Origin of the sequence: Mycolicibacter sp. MU0102 (assembly GCF_963378105.1) — a bacterium.
In the GTDB taxonomy this organism is placed as follows: domain Bacteria; phylum Actinomycetota; class Actinomycetes; order Mycobacteriales; family Mycobacteriaceae; genus Mycobacterium; species Mycobacterium holstebronense.
The window spans coordinates 241191-264913 of sequence record NZ_OY726398.1; the positions used below are offsets into that span (position 1 = coordinate 241191).

Annotated in this window: 21 protein-coding genes and 1 pseudogene; 5 read left to right on the plus strand and 17 right to left on the minus strand. The window is 65.9% G+C overall.

Annotated features, from left to right (window positions below):
- Positions 1–12: 12 nt before the first annotated feature.
- Together RCP37_RS01145 and RCP37_RS01150 are read right to left on the minus strand one after the other, a co-directional pair.
- Positions 13–981, minus strand: coding sequence for a GlxA family transcriptional regulator (locus RCP37_RS01145; protein WP_308485232.1), 969 nt, complete (start codon positions 979–981; stop codon positions 13–15).
- A 147-nt stretch (positions 982–1128) separates the two neighbouring features.
- A complete protein-coding gene (locus RCP37_RS01150) occupies positions 1129–2964 on the minus strand; it encodes an acyl-CoA dehydrogenase (protein ID WP_308485233.1) in 1836 nt (611 codons plus the stop codon).
- A 259-nt stretch (positions 2965–3223) separates the two neighbouring features.
- On the opposite strand from RCP37_RS01150, the gene RCP37_RS01155 reads away from it, so the two are divergent.
- From RCP37_RS01155 to RCP37_RS01165, 3 genes are all read left to right on the plus strand, one after another.
- Entirely contained in the window at positions 3224–3709 is a 486-nt protein-coding gene (locus tag RCP37_RS01155; RefSeq protein WP_308487228.1) for a flavin reductase family protein, read from the plus strand.
- Positions 3710–3773: 64 nt separating this feature from the next.
- A complete protein-coding gene (locus tag RCP37_RS01160) occupies positions 3774–4643 on the plus strand; it encodes an inositol monophosphatase family protein (RefSeq protein ID WP_308485234.1) in 870 nt (289 codons plus the stop codon).
- Positions 4644–4880: 237 nt separating this feature from the next.
- Entirely contained in the window at positions 4881–5750 is an 870-nt protein-coding gene (locus tag RCP37_RS01165) for an aldo/keto reductase (RefSeq protein WP_308485235.1), read from the plus strand.
- A gap of 2 nt (positions 5751–5752) precedes the next feature.
- Here RCP37_RS01165 and RCP37_RS01170 read toward each other — a convergent pair whose 3' ends face one another.
- The 5 genes from RCP37_RS01170 to RCP37_RS01190 all read right to left on the minus strand — a co-directional run bounded on the left by RCP37_RS01170 (position 5753) and on the right by RCP37_RS01190 (position 10267).
- Positions 5753–6508, minus strand: a complete 756-nt coding sequence (locus RCP37_RS01170) for a succinate dehydrogenase/fumarate reductase iron-sulfur subunit (RefSeq protein ID WP_308485236.1) — start codon at positions 6506–6508, stop codon at positions 5753–5755.
- Positions 6508–8427 (minus strand): fumarate reductase/succinate dehydrogenase flavoprotein subunit, encoded by a 1920-nt coding sequence (locus tag RCP37_RS01175; RefSeq protein ID WP_308485237.1) that lies wholly within the window; start codon positions 8425–8427, stop codon positions 6508–6510. Before RCP37_RS01175 ends, RCP37_RS01170 begins: the two co-directional genes overlap by 1 nt.
- 34 nt (positions 8428–8461) lie before the next feature.
- Complete coding sequence (locus RCP37_RS01180) at positions 8462–9286, minus strand: succinate dehydrogenase subunit SdhC (RefSeq protein WP_308485238.1); 825 nt, start codon at positions 9284–9286, stop codon at positions 8462–8464.
- A 69-nt stretch (positions 9287–9355) separates the two neighbouring features.
- Positions 9356–9652, minus strand: a complete 297-nt coding sequence (locus tag RCP37_RS01185) for an Rv0250c family protein (protein ID WP_308485239.1) — start codon at positions 9650–9652, stop codon at positions 9356–9358.
- A gap of 165 nt (positions 9653–9817) precedes the next feature.
- The gene (locus tag RCP37_RS01190) at positions 9818–10267 is read right to left on the minus strand and encodes an Hsp20/alpha crystallin family protein (RefSeq protein ID WP_308485240.1); all 450 of its coding nucleotides are present in this window, start codon (positions 10265–10267) and stop codon (positions 9818–9820) included.
- Positions 10268–10486: 219 nt separating this feature from the next.
- Here RCP37_RS01190 and nirB point away from each other — a divergent pair, with 219 nt between their 5' ends.
- Complete coding sequence (nirB, locus tag RCP37_RS01195) at positions 10487–13054, plus strand: nitrite reductase large subunit NirB (RefSeq protein WP_308485241.1); 2568 nt, start codon at positions 10487–10489, stop codon at positions 13052–13054.
- On the plus strand, positions 13051–13419 hold the full coding sequence (gene nirD, locus RCP37_RS01200) for a nitrite reductase small subunit NirD (protein WP_373693089.1): 369 nt from the start codon (positions 13051–13053) through the stop codon (positions 13417–13419). Before nirB ends, nirD begins: the two co-directional genes overlap by 4 nt.
- 6 nt (positions 13420–13425) lie before the next feature.
- On the opposite strand, the gene RCP37_RS01205 is transcribed toward nirD, so the two are convergent.
- The 10 genes and pseudogenes from RCP37_RS01205 to RCP37_RS01250 all read right to left on the minus strand — a co-directional run bounded on the left by RCP37_RS01205 (position 13426) and on the right by RCP37_RS01250 (position 23706).
- Positions 13426–14559, minus strand: coding sequence for a uroporphyrinogen-III synthase (locus RCP37_RS01205; RefSeq protein WP_308485242.1), 1134 nt, complete (start codon positions 14557–14559; stop codon positions 13426–13428).
- A 1-nt stretch (position 14560) separates the two neighbouring features.
- Positions 14561–15952: a nitrate/nitrite transporter gene (locus tag RCP37_RS01210; RefSeq protein WP_308485243.1), complete on the minus strand. Its 1392-nt coding sequence runs from the start codon at positions 15950–15952 to the stop codon at positions 14561–14563.
- A 225-nt stretch (positions 15953–16177) separates the two neighbouring features.
- Positions 16178–16870 (minus strand): sirohydrochlorin chelatase, encoded by a 693-nt coding sequence (locus tag RCP37_RS01215; RefSeq protein WP_308485244.1) that lies wholly within the window; start codon positions 16868–16870, stop codon positions 16178–16180.
- Positions 16867–17157, minus strand: a pseudogene (locus RCP37_RS01220) (winged helix-turn-helix domain-containing protein); the annotation flags it as partial. The pseudogene RCP37_RS01220 and the gene RCP37_RS01215, both read right to left, overlap by 4 nt.
- A 100-nt stretch (positions 17158–17257) precedes the next feature.
- Positions 17258–18652 carry an MFS transporter gene (locus RCP37_RS01225; RefSeq protein WP_308485245.1) on the minus strand — a complete coding sequence of 465 codons (1395 nt, stop codon included), beginning with the start codon at positions 18650–18652 and terminating at the stop codon, positions 17258–17260.
- Positions 18653–18878: 226 nt separating this feature from the next.
- Positions 18879–20105, minus strand: a complete 1227-nt coding sequence (locus RCP37_RS01230; protein WP_308485246.1) for a sodium-dependent bicarbonate transport family permease — start codon at positions 20103–20105, stop codon at positions 18879–18881.
- 443 nt (positions 20106–20548) lie between these two features.
- Positions 20549–21094 carry a GNAT family N-acetyltransferase gene (locus tag RCP37_RS01235; protein ID WP_308485247.1) on the minus strand — a complete coding sequence of 182 codons (546 nt, stop codon included), beginning with the start codon at positions 21092–21094 and terminating at the stop codon, positions 20549–20551.
- 9 nt (positions 21095–21103) lie between these two features.
- Complete coding sequence (locus tag RCP37_RS01240) at positions 21104–22000, minus strand: 5-oxoprolinase/urea amidolyase family protein (protein WP_308487229.1); 897 nt, start codon at positions 21998–22000, stop codon at positions 21104–21106.
- Between the two features lie 5 nt (positions 22001–22005).
- On the minus strand, positions 22006–22662 hold the full coding sequence (locus RCP37_RS01245) for a 5-oxoprolinase subunit B family protein (RefSeq protein ID WP_308485248.1): 657 nt from the start codon (positions 22660–22662) through the stop codon (positions 22006–22008).
- A gap of 96 nt (positions 22663–22758) precedes the next feature.
- Complete coding sequence (locus RCP37_RS01250; protein ID WP_308485249.1) at positions 22759–23706, minus strand: ABC transporter substrate-binding protein; 948 nt, start codon at positions 23704–23706, stop codon at positions 22759–22761.
- Positions 23707–23723 lie beyond the last annotated feature (17 nt).

The window sequence follows — 23723 nt, forward strand, 5'->3', positions numbered from 1 at the left end:
GGATATTTCCTTTCAGGCGAAGGTCTTGCGGTAGTGATCGGGTGAGATGCCGAGGCGGCGAATGAAGGTGCGCCGCAGGGTTTCCGCGGTGCCGAATCCACAGCGTCCGGCGATCGCGACGACGGTGTCGTCGGTCTCCTCGAGTTGTCGGCGTGCGGCCTCGGTGCGCACCCGCTCCACGTACGCGCCCGGTGCCATGCCCACCTCGTCGGTGAAGACCCGGGTGAAGTGCCGGGGGCTCATCGACGCCCGCGACGCCAGCTCGGTAATCCGGTGTAGGCCACCGGGTTCGGACTCGATCAGCTCCTGGACGTCACGGATCGGCGCGCGACGTGATCGCGGCAGCCAAGCGGGAACCGCGAACTGGGACTGGCCGCCGGGCCGCCGCAGATACAGCACCAGCCAGCGGGCCGCGGTCTGCGCCACCTCGGTTCCGTAATCCTCTTCCACCAACGCCAAGGCCAGATCGATACCGGCGGTAACCCCGGCCGCGGTCCACACCGTCGCCGAACTGCGCACGAAGATGGGCTCGGGGTCGACGATGACCGCCGGGAACTCGCGGGCCAGCGCGTCGGCGAATGCCCAATGTGTGGTGGCCCGGCGCCCGTCGAGTAGACCCGCCTGCGCGGCCAGAAAAGCACCGGTACACACGCTGACCACACGCCGGGTGTGGGACGCGGCGCGGCGAACCCATTCGACGGTTTCCGGATCGGCCTGCGCCGCGTGGACGCCGACGCCACCGGGCAGCACCAGGGTGTCGACGGGTTCGCTCGGTTCGGGCAGGGGACTCGGCGCAAGCGCCAGCCCGCTGCTGGTGGCGATCGATGCGCCGTCGACGCTCGCCACCGTCACCTGGTAGCCGGCGTCCTCGCGGCCCTGACCGAGCAGGACCAGCGTCGCGGTGGCGAAGACCTCCGCGGGCCCGAAAACATCCAGCGCCTGGATGCCGGGGTAGCCGAGGATGACGACGGTCCGTGTCATGGCATCAGTGTCGGACGCCGGACCCGGTGGCGTCTACGACATACATCCCACAAATCAGGACAACCCGCGTCGTCCCGGTCCAGCCCCAAAAATGCAGCAGGCCCCCAAGGGGTCTCCCCGGGGGCCTGCGCGGTCTGTGCTCAGCGTTTAGAACGCCGCTTCGTCGAGCTCCATGATGTCGTTGTCGATGTTCTCGATCACCGAGCGAGTGCTGGTCAGCAATGGCAGGAAGTTCTTGGTGAAGAACGACGCCACCGCGATCTTGCCCTCGTAGAAGGAGCGGTCGGCACCCTCGGCACCGCCGTCAAGCTTCTCCACGGCCACCGCGGCCTGGCGGGCCAGCAGCCAGCCGATCATCAGATCGCCGACGCTCATCAGGAAGCGCACCGAACCCAGGCCGACCTTGTAGATGCTGGAGATGTCCTCCTGCGCGGCCATCAGGTAACCGGTCAGCGTCGCGGCCATGCCCTGCACGTCGGCCAGCGCGGTGGCCAGCAGTTCCCGCTCGGCCTTCAGCCGCCCGTTGCCGGTCTCGTTCTTGATGAACGTCTCGATCTCGCCCGCGACATGGCCCAGTGCAGCGCCCTTGTCGCGGATGATCTTGCGGAAGAAGAAGTCCTGCGCCTGAATTGCCGTGGTGCCCTCGTAGAGCGAGTCGATCTTGGCGTCACGGATGTACTGCTCGATCGGGTAGTCCTGCAGGAAGCCCGAGCCACCCAGGGTCTGCAGACTCTCGGTGAGCTTGGCGTAGGCCTGCTCGGAGCCGACACCCTTGACGATCGGCAGCATCAGGTCGTTGATCTTGACCGCCAGGTCGGCGTCGACGCCGTGCAGTGCCTTGGCGACCGCCTCGTCCTGGAAGGTGGCGGTGAACATGTACAGCGCGCGCAGACCCTCGGCGTAGGCCTTCTGGGTCATCAGCGACCGGCGGACGTCCGGGTGGTGGGTAATGGTCACCCGCGGCGCGGCCTTGTCGGTCATCTGGGTCAGGTCGGCGCCCTGCACCCGCTCCTTGGCGTACTCGAGCGCGTTGAGGTAACCGGTGGACAGCGTCGCGATGGCCTTGGTACCGACCATCATCCGGGCCTGCTCGATCACGTCGAACATCTGCGCGATGCCGTTGTGCACCTCGCCGACCAGCCAGCCCTTGGCCGGTACGCCGTGCTGGCCGAAGGTCAGCTCACAGGTGGCCGAGACCTTCAGGCCCATCTTGTGCTCGACGTTGGTCACGAAGGCACCGTTGCGCTCGCCGAGCTCACCGGTTTCGAAGTCGAAGAGGAACTTCGGCACGAAGAACAGCGACAGACCCTTGGTGCCGGGCTTGGCGCCCTCCGGGCGGGCCAGCACCAGGTGGAAGATGTTCTCGAACAGGTCGTCGGAGTCAGCCGAGGTGATGAACCGCTTGACGCCGTCGATGTGCCACGAGCCGTCCTCTTGTTGGACGGCCTTGGTGCGGCCGGCGCCCACGTCGGAGCCGGCGTCCGGCTCGGTCAGCACCATGGTCGAACCCCAGCCACGCTCGGCGGCGAGGATGGCCCACTTCTTCTGCTCTTCGGTGGCGATGTTGTAGAAGATGTTGGCGAAGCCGGCGCCACCGCCGTACATCCACACCGCGGGGTTGGCACCCAGGATGTGCTCCTGCAGGGCCCACATCAGGACCTTGGGCATCGGTATGCCGCCGAGCTCCTCGATGACCCCGACCCGGTCCCAGCCGCCTTCCAGGTGGGCGCGCACCGACTTCTTGAAGGACTCGGGCAACGTCACCGAGTGGGTGGCCGGGTCGAACACCGGCGGGTTGCGGTCGCCGTCGACGAAGGACTCGGCGATCGGGCCCTCGGCCAGGCGGACCATCTCGCCGAGCATCTCTTGAGCGGTGTCGACGTCCAGGTCGGCGTAGTCGCCTTCGCCGAAGACCTGGTCCAGGCCCAGCACCTCGAACAGGTTGAACACCTGGTCACGGACATTGCTCTTGTAGTGGCTCACTACTTCCTCCTCATGGAATGCCACCTGTGGTTGGGTACTCAGGCTTAAGTTACCCACCAGTAACGTAACCTGAAATATACTCGCCAGTAGCCATAGTGCAAGCTGATGTGAGCTACGTCCTTCAATCGGGTAACCAACCGGTTGGTCTCTGGCGCAAAATGCGGTCGTTGGCGGCCGATCTGCCGAGGTGGCGGGCTGGCGAGTAGGGTTCTGGGCGACCAGACCAGACGAGGCGAATGAGTCCCCGGTGAATCCCCACGTGAGTTCCGCGAGCAACTTGACCCCGTCGTCGCTGCGGGAGGCCTTCGGGCATATCCCGTCCGGAGTCGTGGCGGTGGCAGCCGAGATCGATGGCGTTCGGGTCGGCCTGGCGGCCAGCACCTTCGTGCCGGTCTCGTTGGAGCCGCCGTTGGTGTCCTTCTGTGTGCAGAACACCTCGGAGACGTGGCCAAAGCTCAAGGACTCGCCCCGGCTGGGCATCAGCGTGCTCGGCGAGGCGCACGACGTCGCGGCGCGCACCCTCGCGGCCAAGACCGGTGATCGGTTCGCCGGGCTGGAGACGGTGACCAACGACGGCGCGGTGTTCATCAAGGGCACCGGCGTATGGCTAGGCAGCTCGATCGAGCAGCTGGTGCCCGCCGGAGACCACACCATCGTGGTGCTGCGGGTCTGTGAATTGACCGTCGATCCCGAGATCACACCGATCGTGTTCCACCGCAGCGGTTTTCGCCGCCTCGGTGGCTAAGATCGGCATCGCGGTGGGCGTTCCAGGGGTGCGATAACCCCCGCCGATGTGTTGCTATGGGCAGATGGCGCCCCTGCGTAGCGACCCCGTGCAGTTGAGGACCACCGCCGAGACGCTGGTGGCCGACGCCGCCGCCTTCGTCCGGCGTCGACGCGCCGAGGTGTTCGGCGCCGAAGGGGTCGAATCGTCCTCCGGCCTGGTCCAGACGAAAAGCAGCCCGACCGATCCGGTGACCGTGGTCGACACCGAGACCGAGAGCTTCATCCGAGATCGGCTGAGCCGGCTGCGGCCCGGTGATGCGGTGCTAGGCGAGGAAGGCGGAGGGTCTGGCGACGTCTCCGGTGCTGAACCGGGGGTCGTCACCTGGGTGGTCGACCCGATCGACGGCACGGTGAACTTCATGTACGACGTGCCGGCCTACGCGGTTTCGGTGGCAGCACAGATCGGCGGGGTCTCGGTGGCCGGCGCGGTCGCCGACGTCGTTGGTGGCCGGATCTATTCTGCCGGTGCCGGATTGGGCGCACGGGTCGCCGATAGCCACGGCACGGCCGGGCTGCGCTGCGCCGACGTGAGCGAGCTGTCGCTGGCGCTGTTGGGTACCGGGTTCGGCTATTCGCCGCGGCGCCGGGCCGCCCAGGCGGCGTTGCTTGCCCGGCTGCTGCCAGAAGTGCGCGATGTACGCCGGATCGGATCGGCCGCGCTGGATCTGTGCATGGTTGCTGCCGGGCGGCTGGACGCGTACTACGAGCATGGGATCAAGCCGTGGGACTACGCGGCCGGAGCGCTGATCGCGGTCGAGGCTGGGGCGCGGGTGGTGCTGCCCGGACCGGAGATCGACAGCGGCGAGGTGTGCGTCGCCGCCGCACCCGGAGTCGCCGATGCGTTGATCGCAATGCTGCAGCGTGAAGGTGGTTTGGCCGCTATTCCGCAGTAGCGGGTCATGCGAAGAGACTTGTGAGCGAGTTCACTTCGCGGCCCGTTTATTGCCTATCACTTGTTGACCACCATTCGGGCGCGTCGGTAGAACGGGACGTGCAGAAGCGCTTGAGCTTCCGTGGCCGCAGCGGCGCGGCAATCGCCAGATAGACGAAAATTGGCTATTAGCAGCTGGTTTCCCAGCTGATCGACACGTAACTGATGATGGCAACGTAACGGAGTGTGGGTCGAAGAGATGACGATTTCATTCGAGTTGGAATCCGCCGCAGATACTTCCATGTCGATTCCCCAGGTGGCCCTCAATGACGAGGTGGCCATGCCCGTGCTGGGTCTGGGAGTCGCCAAATTGTCCGACGAACAGACGCAGGCATCGGTGCTGGCAGCCCTGCAAAGCGGCTGCCGGCTCATCGACACCGCCGCGTCCTACGGCAACGAAGCCGTCGTGGGACGGGCGATCGAGGCATCCGGTGTGCCGCGTTCGGAGTTGTTCGTCAGCACCAAGTTGGGCACATCCAATCAGGGCTACTCGGCTGCCAAACAGGCCTGCGAACGCAGCCTGGAGCAGCTCGGTCTGGACTACATCGACATGTACCTCATCCATTGGCCCGCACCGCAACTGGGCAGATACGTGGAGAGCTTCCAAGCAATGATCGAGGCCCGCGACGCCGGCCTGGTGCAGTCGGTCGGGGTATGCAACTTCACCGAGGAACACCTGACCGAGGTGATAGACGAGACCGGCGTGACCCCGGCGATCAACCAGATCGAACTACATCCGCGGCTCAACCAGGCCGAACTCCGTGACGCCAACGCCAACCGGGAAATCGTCACCCAGTCCTACAGTCCGCTGGGCGTGGGACGCCTGCTCGATGACCCCGCCGTGACGGCACTGGCGAGCGCCCATGGGCGAACGCCGGCGCAGATCTTGATCCGGTGGAACCTGCAGTGCGGCAACGCCGTGATCTCACGTTCCGGGAATCCAGAGCGGGTTGCGGCGAACCTGGACGTGTTCGAGTTCGAGCTGTCCGAGGCCGACATGGCTACCCTGGACAGCCTGCACGACGGCACCCGGGTGTTACACGACCCGATGACGTTCTTGGGGACTTAGCGTCAGTCGGGCTTGCGGCGGAAGATCTTTCGACCGAGCCAGACGACGGGGTCATAGCGGTTCCCGACCACCCGTTCCTTCATCGGGATGATTGCGTTGTCGGTGATCGTGATGTGCTCGGGGCAGACCTCGGTGCAGCACTTGGTGATGTTGCACAGTCCGAGACCGGCGTCGTCTTGGGCGAAGTCACGCCGGTCGGCGGCGTCCAGCGGGTGCATGTCCAACTCCGCGAGCCGGATGAACATCCGCGGGCCGGAGAACCGTGGCTTGTTCTCCTCGTGGTCCCGGATGACGTGGCAGACGTTCTGGCACAGGAAGCATTCGATGCACTTGCGGAACTCCTGGGAGCGCTCCACGTCGACCTGCTGCATCCGATACTCGCCGGGCTTGAGATCCGCGGGCGGCTTGAAAGCCGGCATCTCGCGGGCCTTCTCGTAGTTGAACGAGACATCGGTGACCAGGTCGCGAACCACCGGGAAGGTCCGCACCGGGGTCACGGTGATCGTTTCGGCCGGGTCGAACATCGACATCCGCGTCATACACATCAGTCGCGGGAACCCGTTGATCTCCGCCGAACACGATCCGCACTTGCCGGCCTTGCAGTTCCAGCGCACCGCCAGATCCGGGGTCTGGGTGGCCTGCAGGCGATGGATGACGTCGAGCACCACCTCGCCCTCGTTGACCTCGACCTCGAAATCTTCAAGTCCACCGCCGTCAACGTCACCACGCCAGACTCGCAGGTGGGCGTTGTGTGTCATTACGCTCTCCGTCCCGGATGTTGCGCCAGCTCTTGGTCGGTGTAGTACTTCTCCAGTTCGGAGATCTCGAACAGCTCCAGCAGGTCCTCGCGCATCCCGGTCTGGGGCTCCGGGGTGATCGTGATGTCGGGAACCGCGCTACTGTCCGCGACTCGGCAGACCAGCAGGGTCTTGCGCCAGTTGGAGTCCATCCCGGGGTGATCGTCGCGGGTGTGCCCGCCGCGGCTCTCGGTGCGTTGCAGCGCTGCTTTGGCCACGCACTCGCTGACCAGCAGCATGTTGCGCAGGTCGACGGCCAGATGCCAGCCCGGGTTGTAGTGCCGTCCGCCTTCGACGGTGACCGCTGCGAACCGAGCCTTGAATTCCTCAAGGCGGACCAGGGCCTGCTCCAGCTCGCCGGCATTGCGGATGATGCCGACCAGGTCGTTCATCGACTGTTGCAGCTCGGAGTGCAGGGTGTAGGGGTTCTCCGGTGTGCCGCCGCCGGCTGGACCGTGGAAAGGCGCCAATGCCAGCTCGGCTGCGGCCTCCAGCGCTGCCGGTGTCACCGCCGGTCGAGTGTTCAGACCCTGCACGTACTGCGCCGCGCCCAAACCGGCGCGACGGCCGAACACCAGCAGGTCCGACAGGGAGTTGCCGCCCAGCCGGTTGGAACCGTGCATCCCGCCGGAGCATTCGCCGGCGGCGAATAGTCCGGGCACCGCCGCCGCGCCGGTGTCCGGGTCGACTTCGATACCGCCCATCACGTAGTGGCAGGTGGGGCCGACTTCCATTGCGTCCTTGGTGATGTCGACCTCGGCGAGCTGCATGAACTGGTGGTACATCGACGGCAGCCGGCGCTTGATCTCCTCGGGAGTCAGCCGAGAGGCGATGTCAAGGAACACCCCGCCGTGCGGCGACCCGCGTCCGGCCTTGACCTCGGAGTTGATGGCGCGGGCCACCTCGTCACGGGGCAGCAGGTCCGGGGTGCGGCGGGCCGAGTCGTTGTCCTTGAGCCACTGATCGGCCTCTTGCTCGGTCTCGGCGTACTGACCCTTGAACACCGGCGGGATGTACTCGAACATGAACCGGGTTCCGTCGGAGTTCTTGAGCACCCCACCGTCGCCGCGGACGCCCTCGGTGACCAGAATCCCCTTCACGCTGGGCGGCCAGACCATCCCGGTCGGGTGGAACTGGACGAACTCCATGTTGATCAGCGTGGCGCCGGCTCGCAGCGCCAGCGCGTGGCCGTCGCCGGTGTACTCCCAGGAGTTCGACGTCACCTTGAACGATTTGCCGATGCCGCCGGTGGCCAGCACCACTGCCGGCGCCTCGAACAGCACGAAGTTGCCGCCTTCACGCCAGTAGCCGAATGCGCCCGAAATAGCACCGGTCTCTTCGTCTTTGAGCAGTTCGGTGATCGTGCACTCGTGGAAGATCTTGATCCGGGCCTCGTAGTCGCCGAACTCCGCGAAGTCGTCCTGCTGCAGAGAGACCACTTTCTGCTGCATGGTGCGGATCAACTCCAGGCCGGTGCGGTCACCGACGTGGGCCAACCGCGGATAGGTGTGGCCGCCGAAGTTGCGCTGGTTGATCTTTCCGTCGGGGGTGCGGTCGAACAGCGCACCGTAGGTCTCCAGTTCCCAGACCCGCTCGGGTGCTTCCCGGGCATGCAACTCGGCCATCCGCCAGTTGTTGAGGAACTTCCCGCCGCGCATGGTGTCGCGGAAGTGCACCTGCCAGTTGTCCTTGGAGTTGACGTTGCCCATCGACGCCGCGCAACCGCCCTCGGCCATCACGGTGTGTGCCTTGCCGAACAGCGACTTACACACCACCGCAACGCTCAGGCCCTGCTCGCGGGCTTCGATGACCGCGCGCAGGCCAGCGCCCCCGGCACCGATCACGACCACGTCGTAGGAGTGCCGTTCGACTTCAACCATGAATTCTCGCTAACCCTTCGTGTGATCGCGGCACTTAGCCGACGAACCGGAAATCGGTGATGACGCCGCTGGACACCAGGGCGATGTAGAGGTCGGTAAACGCCAGCGTGCCCAGGGTGATCCAGGCGAACTGCTGGTGACGGCCGTTGAACCAGCTGATCTTCGTCCAGAACCAGTAGCGGACCGGGTGTTTGGAGAAGTGGTTGAGGCGACCGCCGAACACGTGCCGGCACGAGTGGCAGCCGCCGGTATAGGCCCAGAGCATCGCCACGTTGGTGAACAACACGATGTTGCCCACGCCGAACCCGAATCCGCCAGGCCCGTCATCGGAGTGCAGCGCGGCGATCGCGTCATAGGTATTGAGCGCGGCCAGCGCGAACGCGGCATAGAAGAAGTAGCGGTGGCTGTTCTGCAGGATCAGCGGGAAGCGGGTCTCGCCGGTGTAGTGGGCGCGGGGTTCGGGAACCGCGCAGGCCGTCGGCGACTGCCAGAAGGCTCGGTAATAGGCCTTCCGGTAGTAGTAGCAGGTGAGCCGGAAACACAGCAGGAAGGGCAATACCAATGCCCCCAAGGGAATCCACCGAGGAAATTCCGGTAGCCAGACGCCCAGGTGGCTTGAGCCGGGCACGCATGACGCGCTGATGCACGGCGAGTAGAACGGCGTCAGGTAGTGGTACTTGTCAACCCAGTAGGCGCTGCCCCAGAACGACCGGATGGTCGCGTAGATGATGAACGCGTCCAGTCCGAGGTTCACCCGCAGCGGCGACAGCCACCAGCGGTCGTTACGCAGCGTGCGATTCGCGATCCGCGCGCGAGTCGCCGAGAAGACGCCGGGACGGTTCACGGCGGGTGCGCTCATCTGGTGGGGTTCCCTTCGGCTCAGTTCGTCGGAGGGCGCCCCTTGGCCGCAAGCAGCACCCGGTGTGGGTCAGTACCTGCCTTGGCCGCCGACGCCTTCGTCGTCGACGTCGCGCCAGAATTCGCTGTCGTATTCGGTGTCCGGGATGGTGATCTTCTCGTGCGCCCGCTCGGCCGCCCAGCGTTCCAAGTCCAGCTCTCCGGCATCGGATTCGAGGAGTTGAACATCGGTGAGGATGCGCTCGGCGTCCAGTTCGATGCGGCGCATTCCAGGGATGTCGCCGAAGCGCGTCTTCAGCCCCAGCACGCAACGCCGCAGGTCACCAATCAGGGTGTGCAGTTCGGCGAGTTCGGTAGTGCTCGACACCAGACCTCCTCGGGTGGTACGGATCACAGTACGTTCACCCGATGCTAATCACATGTGGAACCGAACGTGAGACAGATCACGTTGCGCGCAGGACGTGTTGGACGCCGAAAACCCCCACACACGGGCGTGTGCAGGGGTTTTCGGGTCGGACGGTGCTTCGGCGGCTTACTTGGTGATGGCGATGGACTGCGGCTGGGTGCCCGCGTACACGCCGGCTACCCGGACCGTCAGTACGCCGGCGTCATACGTCGCCGTCACGGCTTCGCCGGTGACATGGGCCGGAACCGCGAACGAGCGGCGGAACGCGCCGTAGCGCACCTCGCGCAGCGTGCGGTTGGTGCCGGCGTCGGTCTCGGCGTGCTCGTCGCGGCGTTCGCCGCGCACCACCAGGTGGCCGCCGTCGAGTTCGACCGTCACGTCCTTGTCGACGTCGATGCCCGGCAGTTCCAGCCGGACCACCGCGTCGTCGCCGTCCTTGATGATCTCGGCGGCCGGGCGGAACCCGGTCGCGGCGGGCGCCCGCCAGTCACTGGCCGTGGCCGGACCGAAGAAGTCGCGGACCCAACGGTCGGTGTCGAAGGGGGGCTTGCGCTGCCACAGAGTCAGGGTGCTCATGGGTGTCTCCTTGTGGTGATTGCTTGCGTGCCGGTCGGGTACCGGTCCGTCACCGGATAGAACTTGAGTCGATTACGCTAAAGTTCCGTGTTCGCCGTGGGTGAACGAGCACTTCAGAATGGGCGGTCGTGAGGGGCCTCACAGCCGCGTGAGCAGACCGTCACACGCTTGTAACGTATGGCGATATTCCGGCAATATCGGCTTCATAGCCTCGTTTTCATGACCACGATCGAAACCCCGCGCGCTGTGAAAGACCTTGTCGTGGTCGGACACGGCATGGTGGGGCACCGCTTCGTGGAGGCCCTAAGAAGCCGGTCCGGCGGCGGAAACTGGCGGGTCACGGTGCTCGCCGAGGAGTCCGATCCCGCCTACGACCGCGTCGGGTTGACCTCCTACACCGACGGGTGGGACCGGTCCCGGCTGGCGCTGCCGGGCAACGATTACGCCGACGACGAGCAGGTGCGGCTGATGCTGAGCACCCGGGTCGAGAAGGTCGACCTGGCCGACAAATCGGTGCTGGCCGTCGATGGGCAGCGGTACGGCTACGACACCCTGGTGCTGGCGACCGGATCGCGCGCCTTCGTCCCCCCGGTGCCCGGCCACGACCTGCCCGGCTGTCACGTCTACCGGACCCTGGACGATCTGGACGGGATCCGGGCCGACATCCAGTGCATGCTCGAAGCCGGTAACACCCGAGCCGGAGTGGTGATCGGCGGCGGGCTGCTGGGACTCGAGGCCGCCAACGCGCTGCGCGCGTCGGGGATCGAACCGCACATCGTCGAGATGGCGCCGCGGCTGATGCCCCAACAGCTCGACGACGCCGGCGGTGTCCTGCTGAGCCGGATGATCTCGGAGCTGGGCATCGCGGTGCACGTCGGCGTGGGCACCGAGTCCATCGAGCAGCAGACTCACCAGTACGGTTCGCCCACTCTGCGGGTGAACCTCTCCGACGGCGCCGCGATCGAGGCCGGACTGGTGATCTTCGCCGCGGGGGTGCGCCCGCGTGACGAACTGGCCCGTGAGGCCGGCCTGGCGATCGCCGACCGTGGCGGTGTCTTGACCGATCTGTGCTGTCGGACGAGCGATTCCGACGTGTACGCGATCGGCGAGGTGGCCGCCATCGAGGGTGTCTGCTACGGATTGGTCGGGCCCGGATACACCAGCGCCGAGGTGGTTGCCGACCGCCTGCTCGAGGGTGTGGCCGAATTCGGCGAGGCGGATATGTCCACCAAGCTCAAGCTGCTCGGTGTCGACGTGGCCAGCTTCGGCGACGCGATGGGGGCGACCGAGAACTCACTGTCGGTCGTGATCAATGATCCGGTGAAGCGGACCTACGCCAAACTGGTGCTTTCTGACGACGCCAAGACCCTGCTCGGCGGGATCCTGGTCGGCGACGCCTCTTCTTACGGTGTGCTGCGCCCGATGGTCGGCGCCGAGCTGCCTGGCGATCCCCTGGACCTGATCGCCCCGGCAGGCTCCGGCGACAGCAAGAGCGCACTGGGGATCAGTGCGTTGCCTGGGGCGGCGCAGATCTGTTCCTGCAACAACGTCAGCAAGGACCAGCTGTGCGACGCGATCGCCGGCGGCTGCCACGACGTGCAGAGCCTGAAGGACTGCACCAAGGCGGGTACCTCGTGTGGGTCCTGCATTCCGTTGCTCAAGGAGTTGCTGGTCGCCGAGGGTGTCGAGCAGTCCAAGGCGCTGTGCGAACACTTCGCCCAGTCACGCGCGGAGCTGTTCGAGATCGTCCAGGTCACCGGAATCCGTACCTTCTCCGAACTGCTGGAGCGCTTCGGCACCGGCCACGGCTGTGACATCTGCAAGCCCACCGTCGCCTCCATCCTGGCGTCCACCGGCTCCGACCACATCCTGTCCGGCGAGCAGGCGGCTCTGCAGGACACCAACGACCACTTCCTGGCCAACATTCAGCGCAACGGCAGTTACTCAGTGGTTCCGCGGGTGCCAGGCGGCGAGATCAAGCCCGAGCACCTGATCCTGATCGGCCAGATCGCCCAGGAATTCGGCCTCTACACCAAGATCACCGGCGGTCAGCGCATCGATATGTTCGGTGCACGCGTGGATCAGCTGCCCGCGATCTGGCGCAAGCTGGTGGACGCCGGCATGGAATCCGGTCAGGCATACGGCAAGTCGTTGCGGACGGTGAAGAGCTGCGTGGGCAGCGACTGGTGCCGATACGGGCAGCAGGACTCCGTCAAGATGGCCATCGATTTGGAGCTGCGCTACCGAGGGCTGCGCGCGCCGCACAAGATCAAGATGGGCGTCTCGGGCTGCGCGCGCGAGTGTGCCGAGGCGCGCGCCAAAGACGTCGGTGTGATCGCAACCGAGATCGGTTGGAATCTCTACGTCGGCGGCAACGGCGGTATGTCTCCCAAGCACGCCCAGCTGCTCGCCAGTGACCTCGACACCGAGACCGTGTTCCGCTACGTCGACCGGTTCCTGATGTTCTACATCCGCACTGCCGATCGGTTACAGCGCACCGCGCCGTGGATCGACGCGATGGAAGGCGGACTCGACCATGTCCGCGAGGTCGTCTGCGACGACTCCCTCGGGCTGGCAGAGGAATTCGAGGCGGAGATGGCCCGCCACGTCGACAACTACACCGACGAGTGGAAGGGCGTCCTCGACGACCCGGAGAAGTTGTCGCGCTTCGTCTCGTTCGTCAACGCCCCCGACGCCGAAGACCCCACCGTCGCGTTCACCGTGCGCGACGGCCGCAAGATCCCGTTACCCGTCCCGGTCGTGCGCTCATCTAAGGAGGAATCATGAGCACCAGCAACATCGCCACTTGGACCACCGCCTGCCGCTACGACAGTCTGATTCCAGGACTCGGCGTCGGCGTCTTGCTCGCGAACGGTAAGCAGGCGGCCCTGTTCCGGCTTGACGACGGCTCGGTCCGCGCGGTCTGCAACATCGACCCGTTCTTCCGTGCAGCGGTGATGTCTCGCGGAATCGTCGGTGACCGCGGGGGCCGGCTTTCGGTCATCTCCCCGCTCAAGAAGCAGGCGTTCGCCTTCGACGACGGCAGCTGCCTGGATGACCCGAGCGTGTCGGTGCGGGTGTACCCCACTCGGATCAGCGAGGACGGCTATGTACAGGTCGGGGAGCCCGTCGCGGAAAGGGCCGTCGCCTAGTCGGGCCTAGCCCGCTTCCTGATCTACCTGGTCCACGGCCAGGCGGTACCCCCGCTTGACAACCGTGGCGACAATATTCTTGTCGCCCAGTGTGGTTCGCAGTCGCAGTACGGCGGTTTCCACCGCGTGAGTGCTGGCGCCGTTGCCGGGCAACGCTTCGAGCAGCGTCTGGCGCGATACGACTCGGCCGGGCTGGTGGGCCAGCGCCCGCAGCGTGGCCATGCTCGAGGGCGACATCGGCTTGGCCACCCCGTCGATTATCACGCAACTGCCGCGCAGTTCGATTCGATGGCCGGCGGCCTGAACGGTGTGGGTGCGCAGCCGCGGCAGCTCGTCGATGATGTGGCGAGCCAACGCCCCCAAGCGCATTCGTCGCGGCGACGAGGTAGGAACGTTCAGCAGCGCCAACGGCCGCGCAGTCAACGGTCCGACGCACATCGCGTGTACGTCGGACCGCAGAGCCAGAAGCAGCGCGTCGGAGATACCGAGATCGGCCGCGCGAGCGAGTGTCGCCATCACGGCGGCAGCCGAGGTGAAGCTGACCGCGTCGAACTGTCGCTGGGCGATCTGCGAGGTGAGCTGGTCGAATTCCCCGCCGGGGTGGGCCGGCCGCCACCGGTAGACGGGGATGGAAAGCACTTCGGCTCCCGCTCTGCGAAATTGATCGAGCAGCTCGGGGGCGGGATCCCAGTCGCCGGTGGTGCCGTGTAGCTGTACTGCCATACGAGCGCCGGCAATATCGGACTTCAGGTAATCGACCATCGCCTCTGACGACTCGGATTCGGGCGACCACTCCTCGGACAGGCCCACGGTGCGCAACGCGCCGACTGCCTTCGGTCCCCGGGCCACGATGCGGGCGGTGGTCAGGGCTGCGATCAGCCGGTCGGCGATGCCCCACCCTTCGGCCGCAGCGATCCAGCCGCGAAAGCCCATGGCGGTCGTCACAACCAGGACATCTGGTGGTGTCTCGATCAATGATTCGGTACGCCCGCGCAGAACGACGTCGTCGGTCAAGTCGATCATGGCGATAGCTGGGGCTGCGCAGACCGAGGCGCCGTGGCGCCGCAGCAGGGTGCAGAGCTCGTCAGCGCGGCGCGCTGACGTCACCGCGACCCGATAACCGCTCAGCGAAGTGGACACCTTACGCCGGAGCCAACGCGGCTTGGGCCGGCTGCGGGGCGACGAACGGCCGACGCACGTACCGCAGCCAGGTCAGCGCCGCGGCACCGACATAGCCCACCAGGAAGATCCAGAACGCTGTGGTCGCCGAGCCGCTGGTGATATACGACTGGCGCAGCGCCAGGTTGATTCCTACGCCGCCCAACGCGCCGATGGCGCCGGCAAACCCGATCAGCGCGCCCGACATGGCCCGCGCCCAGTGCCGACGGTCGCTCTCGTGCATACCCATTCGGTGACTGCGGACCTCGAAGACCGACGGAATCATCTTGTACACCGAGCCATTGCCGATTCCGGAGACGATGAACAGCGCTACGAAGCCGATGACGTAACCCACCATGACTGCACCCGTTGTGGGACCGGTGCGGTTGCTATCCAGGGTGCTCACGGCGACGAGCAACGCGGAGGCTGCGAACAAGCCTCCGAAGGCGGCCAGCGTGACGCGGCTGCCGCCGAGCCGATCGGCGAGGCGCCCACCGAAGATCCGTGACAACGACCCCAACAGCGGGCCCAAGAACGCTATTTGGGCAGCGTGCAACGAGGCCTGCGCGGCACTCTGGCCGCCGCCCACAAAGCTGATCTGCAACACCTGGCCGAAGGCGAACGAGAACCCGATGAAAGAACCGAACGTGCCGATGTAGAGCAGTGCGACGATCCACGTGTCGAGTTCGGGAAGGATCGCACGCATGGCCGTCAGGTCTGCCCTTTGACCGTCGAGATTGTCCATGAAAAGTGCTGCGCCTATTGCGGCCACCGCGAGGACCACCAGATAGATGGCGCACACCCAATACGGCTGGCGGTTACCCACGGTGGCCAGCACCGCCAACCCGACCAGCTGGACCAGCGGAACGCCCAGGTTGCCGCCCCCGGCATTGACCGCCAGCGCCCAGCCCTTGAGTCGATGTGGGTAGAAGGCATTCACGTTGGTCATCGAGGCGGCAAAGTTGCCCCCGCCTAGGCCGGTCATGGCCGCGCACACCAGGTAAGGCCACAGTGGCAGTCCCGGATTGGCCAGCAGGCCCATCATCCCGATGGTCGGGATCAACAGCACCAGCGCGGAGAAGATCGTCCAGTTGCGCCCGCCGAAGGCCGCGGTGGCCAGCGAATACGGTATGCGCAGCAGGCCGCCGGCGAGGGTGGCGGTGGCTGCCAGCAGGAACTTGTCGCCGGCGCTGAAGCCGTACACCGACTCGGGCATGAACAACACCATTACCGACCAGATCGACCAGATCGAAAAGCCGGCGTGCTCAGCAACTGTCGACCAGATCAGATTGCGCCGCGCAATCTTGTCGTTGCCGGCGTTCCAGGCGACGGTGTCTTCGGGATCCCACTGGGTAATCAGGTGTGAACGGGCCATGTGGTCACGGTAGAAATCTTTCGTTACCGCAATGCTGCACGAGATGACTCAGCCGTGAACTTCTCCTCACGGCGCTAAAGGTCGCGTGTGAGGCGCACAGCGGCTCCGGCGAGAGTCAGGAGGCAGCGCGGGGCACCGATCAACACGGCGGGGCCAGAAAGGAATTCACAGTTCCCGCGTCGGCCCAAAGTTTGCGCTGACGCAGAGGAGTTGTCGAAAGGGGGTTTATCGCACCGGAATCCGCGTGTGGGCAGTGATGAACCGGTCGGCGACGACTCGGGCGATCCCACGATGGGTGCCCAGTGGATCGGTCACTAGATCCGCGCCGGCCTCGCGCAGGCGGCGCTGGAAAAGGCCGTCGGCCAACAAGTACGACGCGATCACGACGCGTGACGCGCCTTGGCTGCGCAGGTCGGCGACAGCCTCGGGAACGCTGGGCTCACCGATAGCGGCGAAAGCCACTGTGACGGGCGATCCGATCATTCCGGACACCATCTGCGCTGCGTTCTTGAGGTCGTTCTGCGCGACCGGGTCTGAGGATCCGGCTGCAGCGAGAACCACCGAGTCTCCGGGGCGCCAGCCTGATTCGGTAAGCCGAGCGGCGACCACCGCGGCGACACGAGCGTCGGGTCCCAGCGCCGGAGTGATCGTGACGTCGGGATGACCGCTGGTGGCAACCTGGGTGGGAACGTCGACGCCGACGTGGTAGCCGCGGGCCAGGAAGGCGGGGACGAGAATGGCCGGGCAGCCGTCCTCGGCCTCCGCGGCCAGGATCTCGGCCGGGCTGGGTCCCAGTACGTCGACGAATGCCACTCTGACCGGTTGTGCCAGCAGGGCGCTGACCCGTTCGGCGAGTTCGCCGATCATAACGACCCCGTCGGGCTGGCGGGTTCCGTGCGCGACCAGGATGGGGATCATGCCGCGCCCTGCTCACTGTCGACGGCGAGTCGGTACCCCCGCTTGACCACGGTAGCGACGATCTGGCTGTCGCCCAGCGCTGTTCGCAGTCGGAGCACGGCAGACTCCACAGCGTGCGTGCTGTTGCCCCGTCCCGGAAGTGCGCGCAGCAGGGTGTCCCGGGCCACGACGTTGCCCGGACGGTGCGCTAGGACGCGCAGGGCGGCCAGGCCGGCTGGAGAGACTGGCTTGACCATCCCATCCACGAGGACCCGGCTCTCCTCGATCTCGATACGGTGACCGGCGGCGTAGACAGCGGTACTCATGTATAAGATTTAGCCTCAGCGAATTTCATCTGTGTTACCGAGCGATTTCGGAACCGTTGCCCTATGTGACTCGTGTTCGGTGTCACGCCGAGATCTTTTCGGTGTCGACCGGTACCCGGGTGCTTCGAGCGCCTCGCGGCCGACGGACGTACATCACCCAGGTCAAACCCGCAACGGCGCAGTATGACACCAGAAACACCCAGAACGCCGGCGTCTCTGACCCGGAGCTGGCGTAGGCCTGGCGCAGGATGAGGTTGATGGCGACCCCGCCGAGTGCGCCGACTGCGGTGGCGAACCCGATCAAGGCGCCGGAATGTGAACGTGCCCAATGCCGGCGCGCGGCTTCGTCGGCGTCCAGCGAGCGACTGCGGGCCTCGAAGATCGACGGGATCATCTTCAACACCGATCCGTTACCCATCCCGGCAAGGATGAACAGCACCATGAATGCGGCGATGTAGATCGCGATCGTCGATGTGGTTGCGCGGGTGGTGTGGTCGTCGATGGTGCTGGTCGCAACCAGTGCGGCGGACGCCAGGATCATGCCGAGGAACACCACCAGGGTGACGCGGCCCCCGCCGCGGCGGTCGGCCACCCGGCCGCCGTAGATGCGGGCCAAGGCCCCCAACAGTGGGCCCAGGAACGCGATTCGTGCGGCGTAGAGCGCCGCCTCGGCGGGGCTGTGGCCGGCCTTTTCGAAGGTGACGTGCAGCACTTGGGCGAACGCGAACGCGAAGCCGATGAACGAGCCGAACGCTGCGCAGTACAGCGCTGAGACGATCCAGCTGTCTGGGACCGACAGGATCGACCGGATGCTGCCCACCTCTTCCATGCCGTGGTCGAGGTTGTCCATCCACAGCGCTGCGCAGGTGCCCACCACGGCAAGCAGCACCAGGTACACCGAGCAGACCAATTCGGGCTTGGTGTTGCCGACGGTGGCCAGGACCAGGAGGCCGACGAGCTGGATGGCTGCCACTCCGAGGTTGCCGATGCCGCCGCACAGTCCGAGGGCGACGCCCTTGAGGCGCTGGGGGTAGAAGGCGTCGACGTTGGCCAGCGAGGCCGCGTAGTTGCCGCCGCCCAGGCCGGTCAGCGCAGCGCACACCAGGTACATCCACAGTGGCTGACCCGGGTTGACGAGCAGCAGCAGCGTCCCGACGGTCGGGATCAGCAAGATCAGCGAGGAGGCCACTGCCCAGTCGCGGCCGCCGAATTTCGCGGTGGCCCGAACGTAGGGCACGCGGACGCATCCACCGACCAGGGTGGCGACCGCGGCCAGCAATAGTTTGTCGCCGGCCTTGATGCCGTAGACCGACTCGGGCATGAACAGCACCACCACCGACCACAGCGACCAGATGGAGAACGCGACGTGGGTACTGGCGGTGGACCAGATCAGGTTGCGGCGTGCGATGGCGGCATTGCCGGCCTCCCACGCTGCGCAGTCCTCAGGATCGAAATTGGTGATGTGGCCGTTCGTCATGCGATCTCCTCGGGCTCTGGGCCACCGCCACGCACAGAATCTCGCATCACGATGGACGGTGTGCGAACCTACCGACCCGATCTGGCAAGTGGCAGAGCAGAACCTGAAAATGCAATGGGCTCACGGACTATGAGTGGCCCACGTCACGTATTGGCCGCGCGCACAGGATATTTCGCCTGGTTGACCGGCCAACTGGAGAAGCGTTGCGTTCGGTTGGAACCTTCTGTCAGCTGACTGGAAGCCACATGTTGACGGCCTTCGCGATCTGCATATACAGCGGTATCCCGATGGTTACGTTGTAGGAGAACGTCAGGCCCAGCGATGCGGCCAGTGGAACCGTCGGACTGGCCTCGGGGATCGCCATTCTTTGCACCGCCGGTACGGCGATGTAGGAAGCCGCGCCGCACAGCACTGCGAACAGTACGTAGCTGCCGGCTTCGAAATGGGTGCCGGTGATTTGCGAATAGGTGTGGATGAGGAAGATTCCGGCCACCGCAAAGAGGTTGGGCGCCAACAGTCCAAAGGCGATCAAACCGCGTCCCGCCGACCGCAGGTCCTTGAGCTTGCGTGAGGCGGTCATCCCCATTTCGAGCAGGAAGAGGCACAGCATCCCCTGGAACGCGGTGACGAAGACGTGGTCACCGTCTTCGATGACCGAGGCCCCCTGCAGGCGGCCGACGAAGCCGATGAGGATCCCGCCGAAAAGCAGGTAGAGCCCCGGGTTGAGCAGCACCTCGCGCATCAGTGCTCCGCTGGGCGGTGCCGTTGATGTAGTCACCGTGGTCGCGCTCGGCGCGGCGTGCTCCTGCCGTTCCAGCGCGAGGTCGATCTCGTCTTGGATGCCGTGATCGTGACCCGTCTTGGCGTGCGCTCCGTTCACCTGGGCGGTGGCGGCGACTAGTTGCCGGCGGGCCCCCCTCTTGTTGTAACCGGGCTCGCCGGGCATGTTGCCGCGGGCGTCCATTCCGCGTGCCCGCAACCGTGACACTAGAACCAGGGCCACGATGCAGCCCGGTATCTCCATGACGGCCAGCATCACCGGCATGTAGGCGTCGAACGCGATGTCCAGCGTGGCCAGCACGCCAAGGCAGGTGGCGAAAGTGCCGGCGGAGTCCGACCCGTAATATCCGGCGACGGTGGCCTGGTCCACGCGTCTCATCTTGGTCATCCGGGTCAACAGCCAGTAGGCGACGAATCCGATGATCAAGTTGGCTGCGAAGCCCAGCACCATGAAGCCCAGGACGCCACCGATGCTCGACGAGTCGATGGTCGCGAGCTCTTCGCCGCCCCGCCAGCCGATGGCCAGCAGCAAATACAGCGTCAAGCCTTGATACAGGACGTAGGGGAACTCGAACTGGATCTTCAGCAGGGGGATGAGGAAGCCCATGTAGAAGAAAAGCAGCAGTGGCTTGAACAAGTTGTGGGTGAAGTTGTGCCAGAACTCGTACAGCATGAGAGTGCGTCTTTCGAGAGGGGGACCGTCAGGGCCGGGGCAAGCCGTGACGGTCACACCATAAGGCCACGCGCGTTAGGCGTCGCCCCGAAGTCGGGCCCCTGCGACTATTGGCAGCAGAGTGGCAGGGAGCCACAAAATCGGGCCTGACGCACGAAGCGTCTCCGGCCAAGCTGCAGGGCGCCGACGCGGCCGACGTGCGGAGTACAGCCTGGTCAGGGCCCTGGAAACTTCGCGGTCAAGAGTGAGCAGCTCCGATGCGCGCTGTCCCGAGCCGGTTTGCCGGTGAGGTCCATGCAATATTAAGTTAACAATCAGTCTGGGCGATGCTTCAATCGCACGGCTGATTCTTATGAACACTCCAGCGATCGCGTGTGGTTTTGCCTGTGAACCGTTCGGTCACCGCGCATACACCGTGCGTCAACCATCCGTTAACCATCCGGCTACCACACGTGACCGTCTCGCCAGTCGCAGGTCAGCTCAGCGGTGATGTCCAGGTCGGTACCCACCGGCATGACGAACACGGTTCCATCCGCCTCGGGGGTGCGCACCGGACCGGTCGGCGCTAGGACGGCCGTGGGCCCACGCCACAGCAACCATCCGCGCGCGGTGTAGAGCCGGCGGCTGAAACTTGGAGAACTGAGCGCGCCGAGCTCGAACGCGCCGCGGATCACCTGTTCGCATGCCTCAAGTACCGCGGTGCCCAGGCCCCGCTCCCGGTAGTCGGCCTGGACGGTGACGGCCTCTATATAGCCGCACCGCAGAGATCTGCCGCGATAGAGCAGTTGGCGCCGGATCACCGAGCCGTGGGCGATCAGGACGCCGTGGTGCCAGATCAATGCGTGCATGCCGCCGAGCGCGTGCTGCCAATCGGCGTCGGAAAGTGTGCCCCCGGAGGCTTCGGTGACCAGCCGATGGGCGCCGCGGCGGGTCTCATCGTCCAGATCGCTGGTGTGGATCAGGCGGGCGGTATGAACCTGGCCGGGCACCCGACGGGCCTACCAGGCCGAGCGCGAGGCGGGGTGCTGGCGGGGCCGAGACCAGTGCATCCGTACGGTCTGCCCGGGCTGAACCTGGGCCAACGTGTCGATGTCCTCGTCGACCACCACCCCGACCACCGGGTAGGCGCCGGTCACCGGATGGTCGGGACCCAGGATTATCGGAAAGCCGTTCGGCAGGATCTGGATTGCGCCCCGGTCGGCGCCCTCGGCGGGCAATTGCCGCTCCGGCCAGCGGTATTCCAGCGGCATCCCCACCAAGCGCATGCCGACGCGGTCGCTGCGGTTACTCACCAGCCAATTGGTGCGCACCATGATGTCGGGGTCGACGAACCAGTCGTCGCGTGGACCCGGTGTCACCCGCAACTCGACCACGTCGTCGGGGATGGTCGCCACCGGTGCCTGGTCGATCTCGGGGAAGTGGCCGGTCCGTTCGCCGATCTGCAGCACATCGCCGTCACGCAACGGGGCGGGGCCGATCTCACCCATCACGTCGTAACTGCGGGAACCCAGCACCGGGGTGACATCGATGCCGCCCCGCACGGCTAAATAGCTGCGCAGGCCAGAGCGCGGCCTGCCCAAGGAGACCACCTGGCCGTCGCGGACATGTTGAATGCTGTTGGTGCCGAAGCTGACTCCGTTGACATTCGGGTCGGTGTCGGCGCCGGTGACCGCGATGTCGACGTCTCCGCCGTGGACTCGCACGGACAATCCGCCGAATGCCACCTCGATGGTGGCGCGATCGTCGGGGTTGGCCAGCAGCCGGTTGGCCAGCTTGTGCGAGCGGCGGTCGGCCGCTCCGGACGGGCTGACTCCGAGGTGCCCCATCCCGGCCCGGCCCAGATCTTCGACCAGGGCCAGCGGGCCGGTGTGCAGAACTTCCAGGGTGGTTGTCATGGCGGTCACGCAGCCCGGAATCGCACGGACAGGCCCGGCGTCAACAGCGCCGGGGCGGGACGCTCGAGGTCCCATAACAGGGCGTCGGTGTGGCCGATCACCTGCCAACCGCCCGGCCACTGGCGCGGATAGATGCCGCTGAACTGGCCGGCCAGCGCCACCGAGCCGGCCGGAACCGGACGCAACTCGGCGCGGCGGGGCACCTGCAGCCTGGGGTCGCCGCCGAGCAGGTAGGCGAAGCCCGGAGTGGATCCGCCGAACCCCACCAACCAGGGCGTTGCGGTGTGGGCATTGATGACCTGGGCGACGCTCAGGCCGGTGAGTTCAGCCACCTCGGTCAGGTCTGGCCCGTCGTAGATAACGTCGACCACCACATCTGCGAGTCCATCGGGGGCACGGGTCTGGACTGCGTCCGGGTCGACGTCCAGGGTCGTCAGGCGGCGCCGGACGCCGGCCCGGTACCTGGGGGCGGCCAGTTTCACCAATACCGTGTGGGACGCCGGGACGATGTCGACAACGCCGGGCAGCGCGGCGGAATGCAGCGCCGCGGTCCATGCCAGCACGTCGATGGTGGAGTCGAACTGCAGCAGCAAGGCGCTGTCGCCGTAGTCGACGATCACGTCGGTCTTGGTGAAATCCTGGAAATCCAATGCCACGCTCATGCCACGACCGTAGCCCTGAATGACGCCAAAAAGTGACGTAGAACACAATTCTGCGGGGTATGCCAGAGGGGTCTTACTGAACGCGCAGAGTTGGCCCTAACCAGTGATCTTGGCGATCAGCGCGGGTAGCTGTCCGGCCACCAGTGGGTAGCTCAGCGGGGAGGCGAAGGCGATCGCGCCGGCCTGATCCTTGGTTGTGAAGATGCTGCGTGACTCGAACGCGGCGATGTCCGGATCGGCCAGCAGCGCCGTGCGCTCGTCGTCGCTCTCGGTGGTCCAGATCAGCACATCCGCGCCGCCGAGTGCCGATCTGATCCGCTCGTGCTCGATCACCGTGGGCGCCTCGGCGACGGTCAACCCCATCTGCGTCAGAAACGCGGTCCGCCAGCCGGTGGCGGCGCTGACATTGCCCTGGTCCAGTCGGCCGGCCAGCAGCAGCACCTTCTTGCCCTTGAAGCCGGGGCGTGCAGCGGCGACGTCGGTGAACGCGCTGTCGACCCCGTCGATCAGCGACTGCATCTGCTGGCCGCGATGCACCGCCTTGCCGATGGCGGCGGCCTGAACCTTCCAGGGCTCGAAGAAGGCGTCACCCCCCGACTGCGGCAGGGTCGGCGCGATCGCCGACAACTTCTGATAGGTGTCGGCGTCCACCCCGGCGTTTGTCGCGATGATCAGATCCGGCTTGAGGTCGGCGATCTGTGCGACCGCGATCCCGTTGTCCAAGTCCAGCACCACCGGTTTGGCATCCCCGAGCTGTCGCTGCGCCCAGGGCCACACCGCGAACGGCTGATCGCCGAACCAATTGGTCACCGCGATCGGGACGACACCGAGCGCCAGCAGGTCGTCCTGGCCGGTGTAGCCGGCGCAGACCACCCGGCTGGGCGGCTCCGGGACAGTGGTCTCACCGAAGATATGGGCGATGGTGACCGGCCCGGGTGCGCCGTCGTCGGGGTGCTCCTCCGACGAGCAGGATGCCAGCAGCACGGTGGCACCGGCCGCGCCGCAGAGGCCGAAGAAACCGCGTCGGCTCCACTGGTCTCGCATCGCGTGAGATTAACCCG

Coding starts and splice junctions, on each gene's coding strand:
- RCP37_RS01145 (WP_308485232.1), bottom strand. CDS start 981: ATGACACGGACCGTCGTCATCCTCGGCTACCCCGGCATCCAGGCGCTG.
- RCP37_RS01160 (WP_308485234.1), top strand. CDS start 3,774: ATGGCGCCCCTGCGTAGCGACCCCGTGCAGTTGAGGACCACCGCCGAG.
- RCP37_RS01165 (WP_308485235.1), top strand. CDS start 4,881: ATGACGATTTCATTCGAGTTGGAATCCGCCGCAGATACTTCCATGTCG.
- RCP37_RS01170 (WP_308485236.1), bottom strand. CDS start 6,508: ATGACACACAACGCCCACCTGCGAGTCTGGCGTGGTGACGTTGACGGC.
- RCP37_RS01175 (WP_308485237.1), bottom strand. CDS start 8,427: ATGGTTGAAGTCGAACGGCACTCCTACGACGTGGTCGTGATCGGTGCC.
- RCP37_RS01180 (WP_308485238.1), bottom strand. CDS start 9,286: ATGAGCGCACCCGCCGTGAACCGTCCCGGCGTCTTCTCGGCGACTCGC.
- RCP37_RS01190 (WP_308485240.1), bottom strand. CDS start 10,267: ATGAGCACCCTGACTCTGTGGCAGCGCAAGCCCCCCTTCGACACCGAC.
- nirB (WP_308485241.1), top strand. CDS start 10,487: ATGACCACGATCGAAACCCCGCGCGCTGTGAAAGACCTTGTCGTGGTC.
- nirD (WP_373693089.1), top strand. CDS start 13,051: ATGAGCACCAGCAACATCGCCACTTGGACCACCGCCTGCCGCTACGAC.
- RCP37_RS01210 (WP_308485243.1), bottom strand. CDS start 15,952: ATGGCCCGTTCACACCTGATTACCCAGTGGGATCCCGAAGACACCGTC.
- RCP37_RS01215 (WP_308485244.1), bottom strand. CDS start 16,870: ATGATCCCCATCCTGGTCGCGCACGGAACCCGCCAGCCCGACGGGGTC.
- RCP37_RS01225 (WP_308485245.1), bottom strand. CDS start 18,652: ATGACGAACGGCCACATCACCAATTTCGATCCTGAGGACTGCGCAGCG.
- RCP37_RS01230 (WP_308485246.1), bottom strand. CDS start 20,105: ATGCTGTACGAGTTCTGGCACAACTTCACCCACAACTTGTTCAAGCCA.
- RCP37_RS01240 (WP_308487229.1), bottom strand. CDS start 22,000: ATGACAACCACCCTGGAAGTTCTGCACACCGGCCCGCTGGCCCTGGTC.
- RCP37_RS01245 (WP_308485248.1), bottom strand. CDS start 22,662: ATGAGCGTGGCATTGGATTTCCAGGATTTCACCAAGACCGACGTGATC.
- RCP37_RS01250 (WP_308485249.1), bottom strand. CDS start 23,706: ATGCGAGACCAGTGGAGCCGACGCGGTTTCTTCGGCCTCTGCGGCGCG.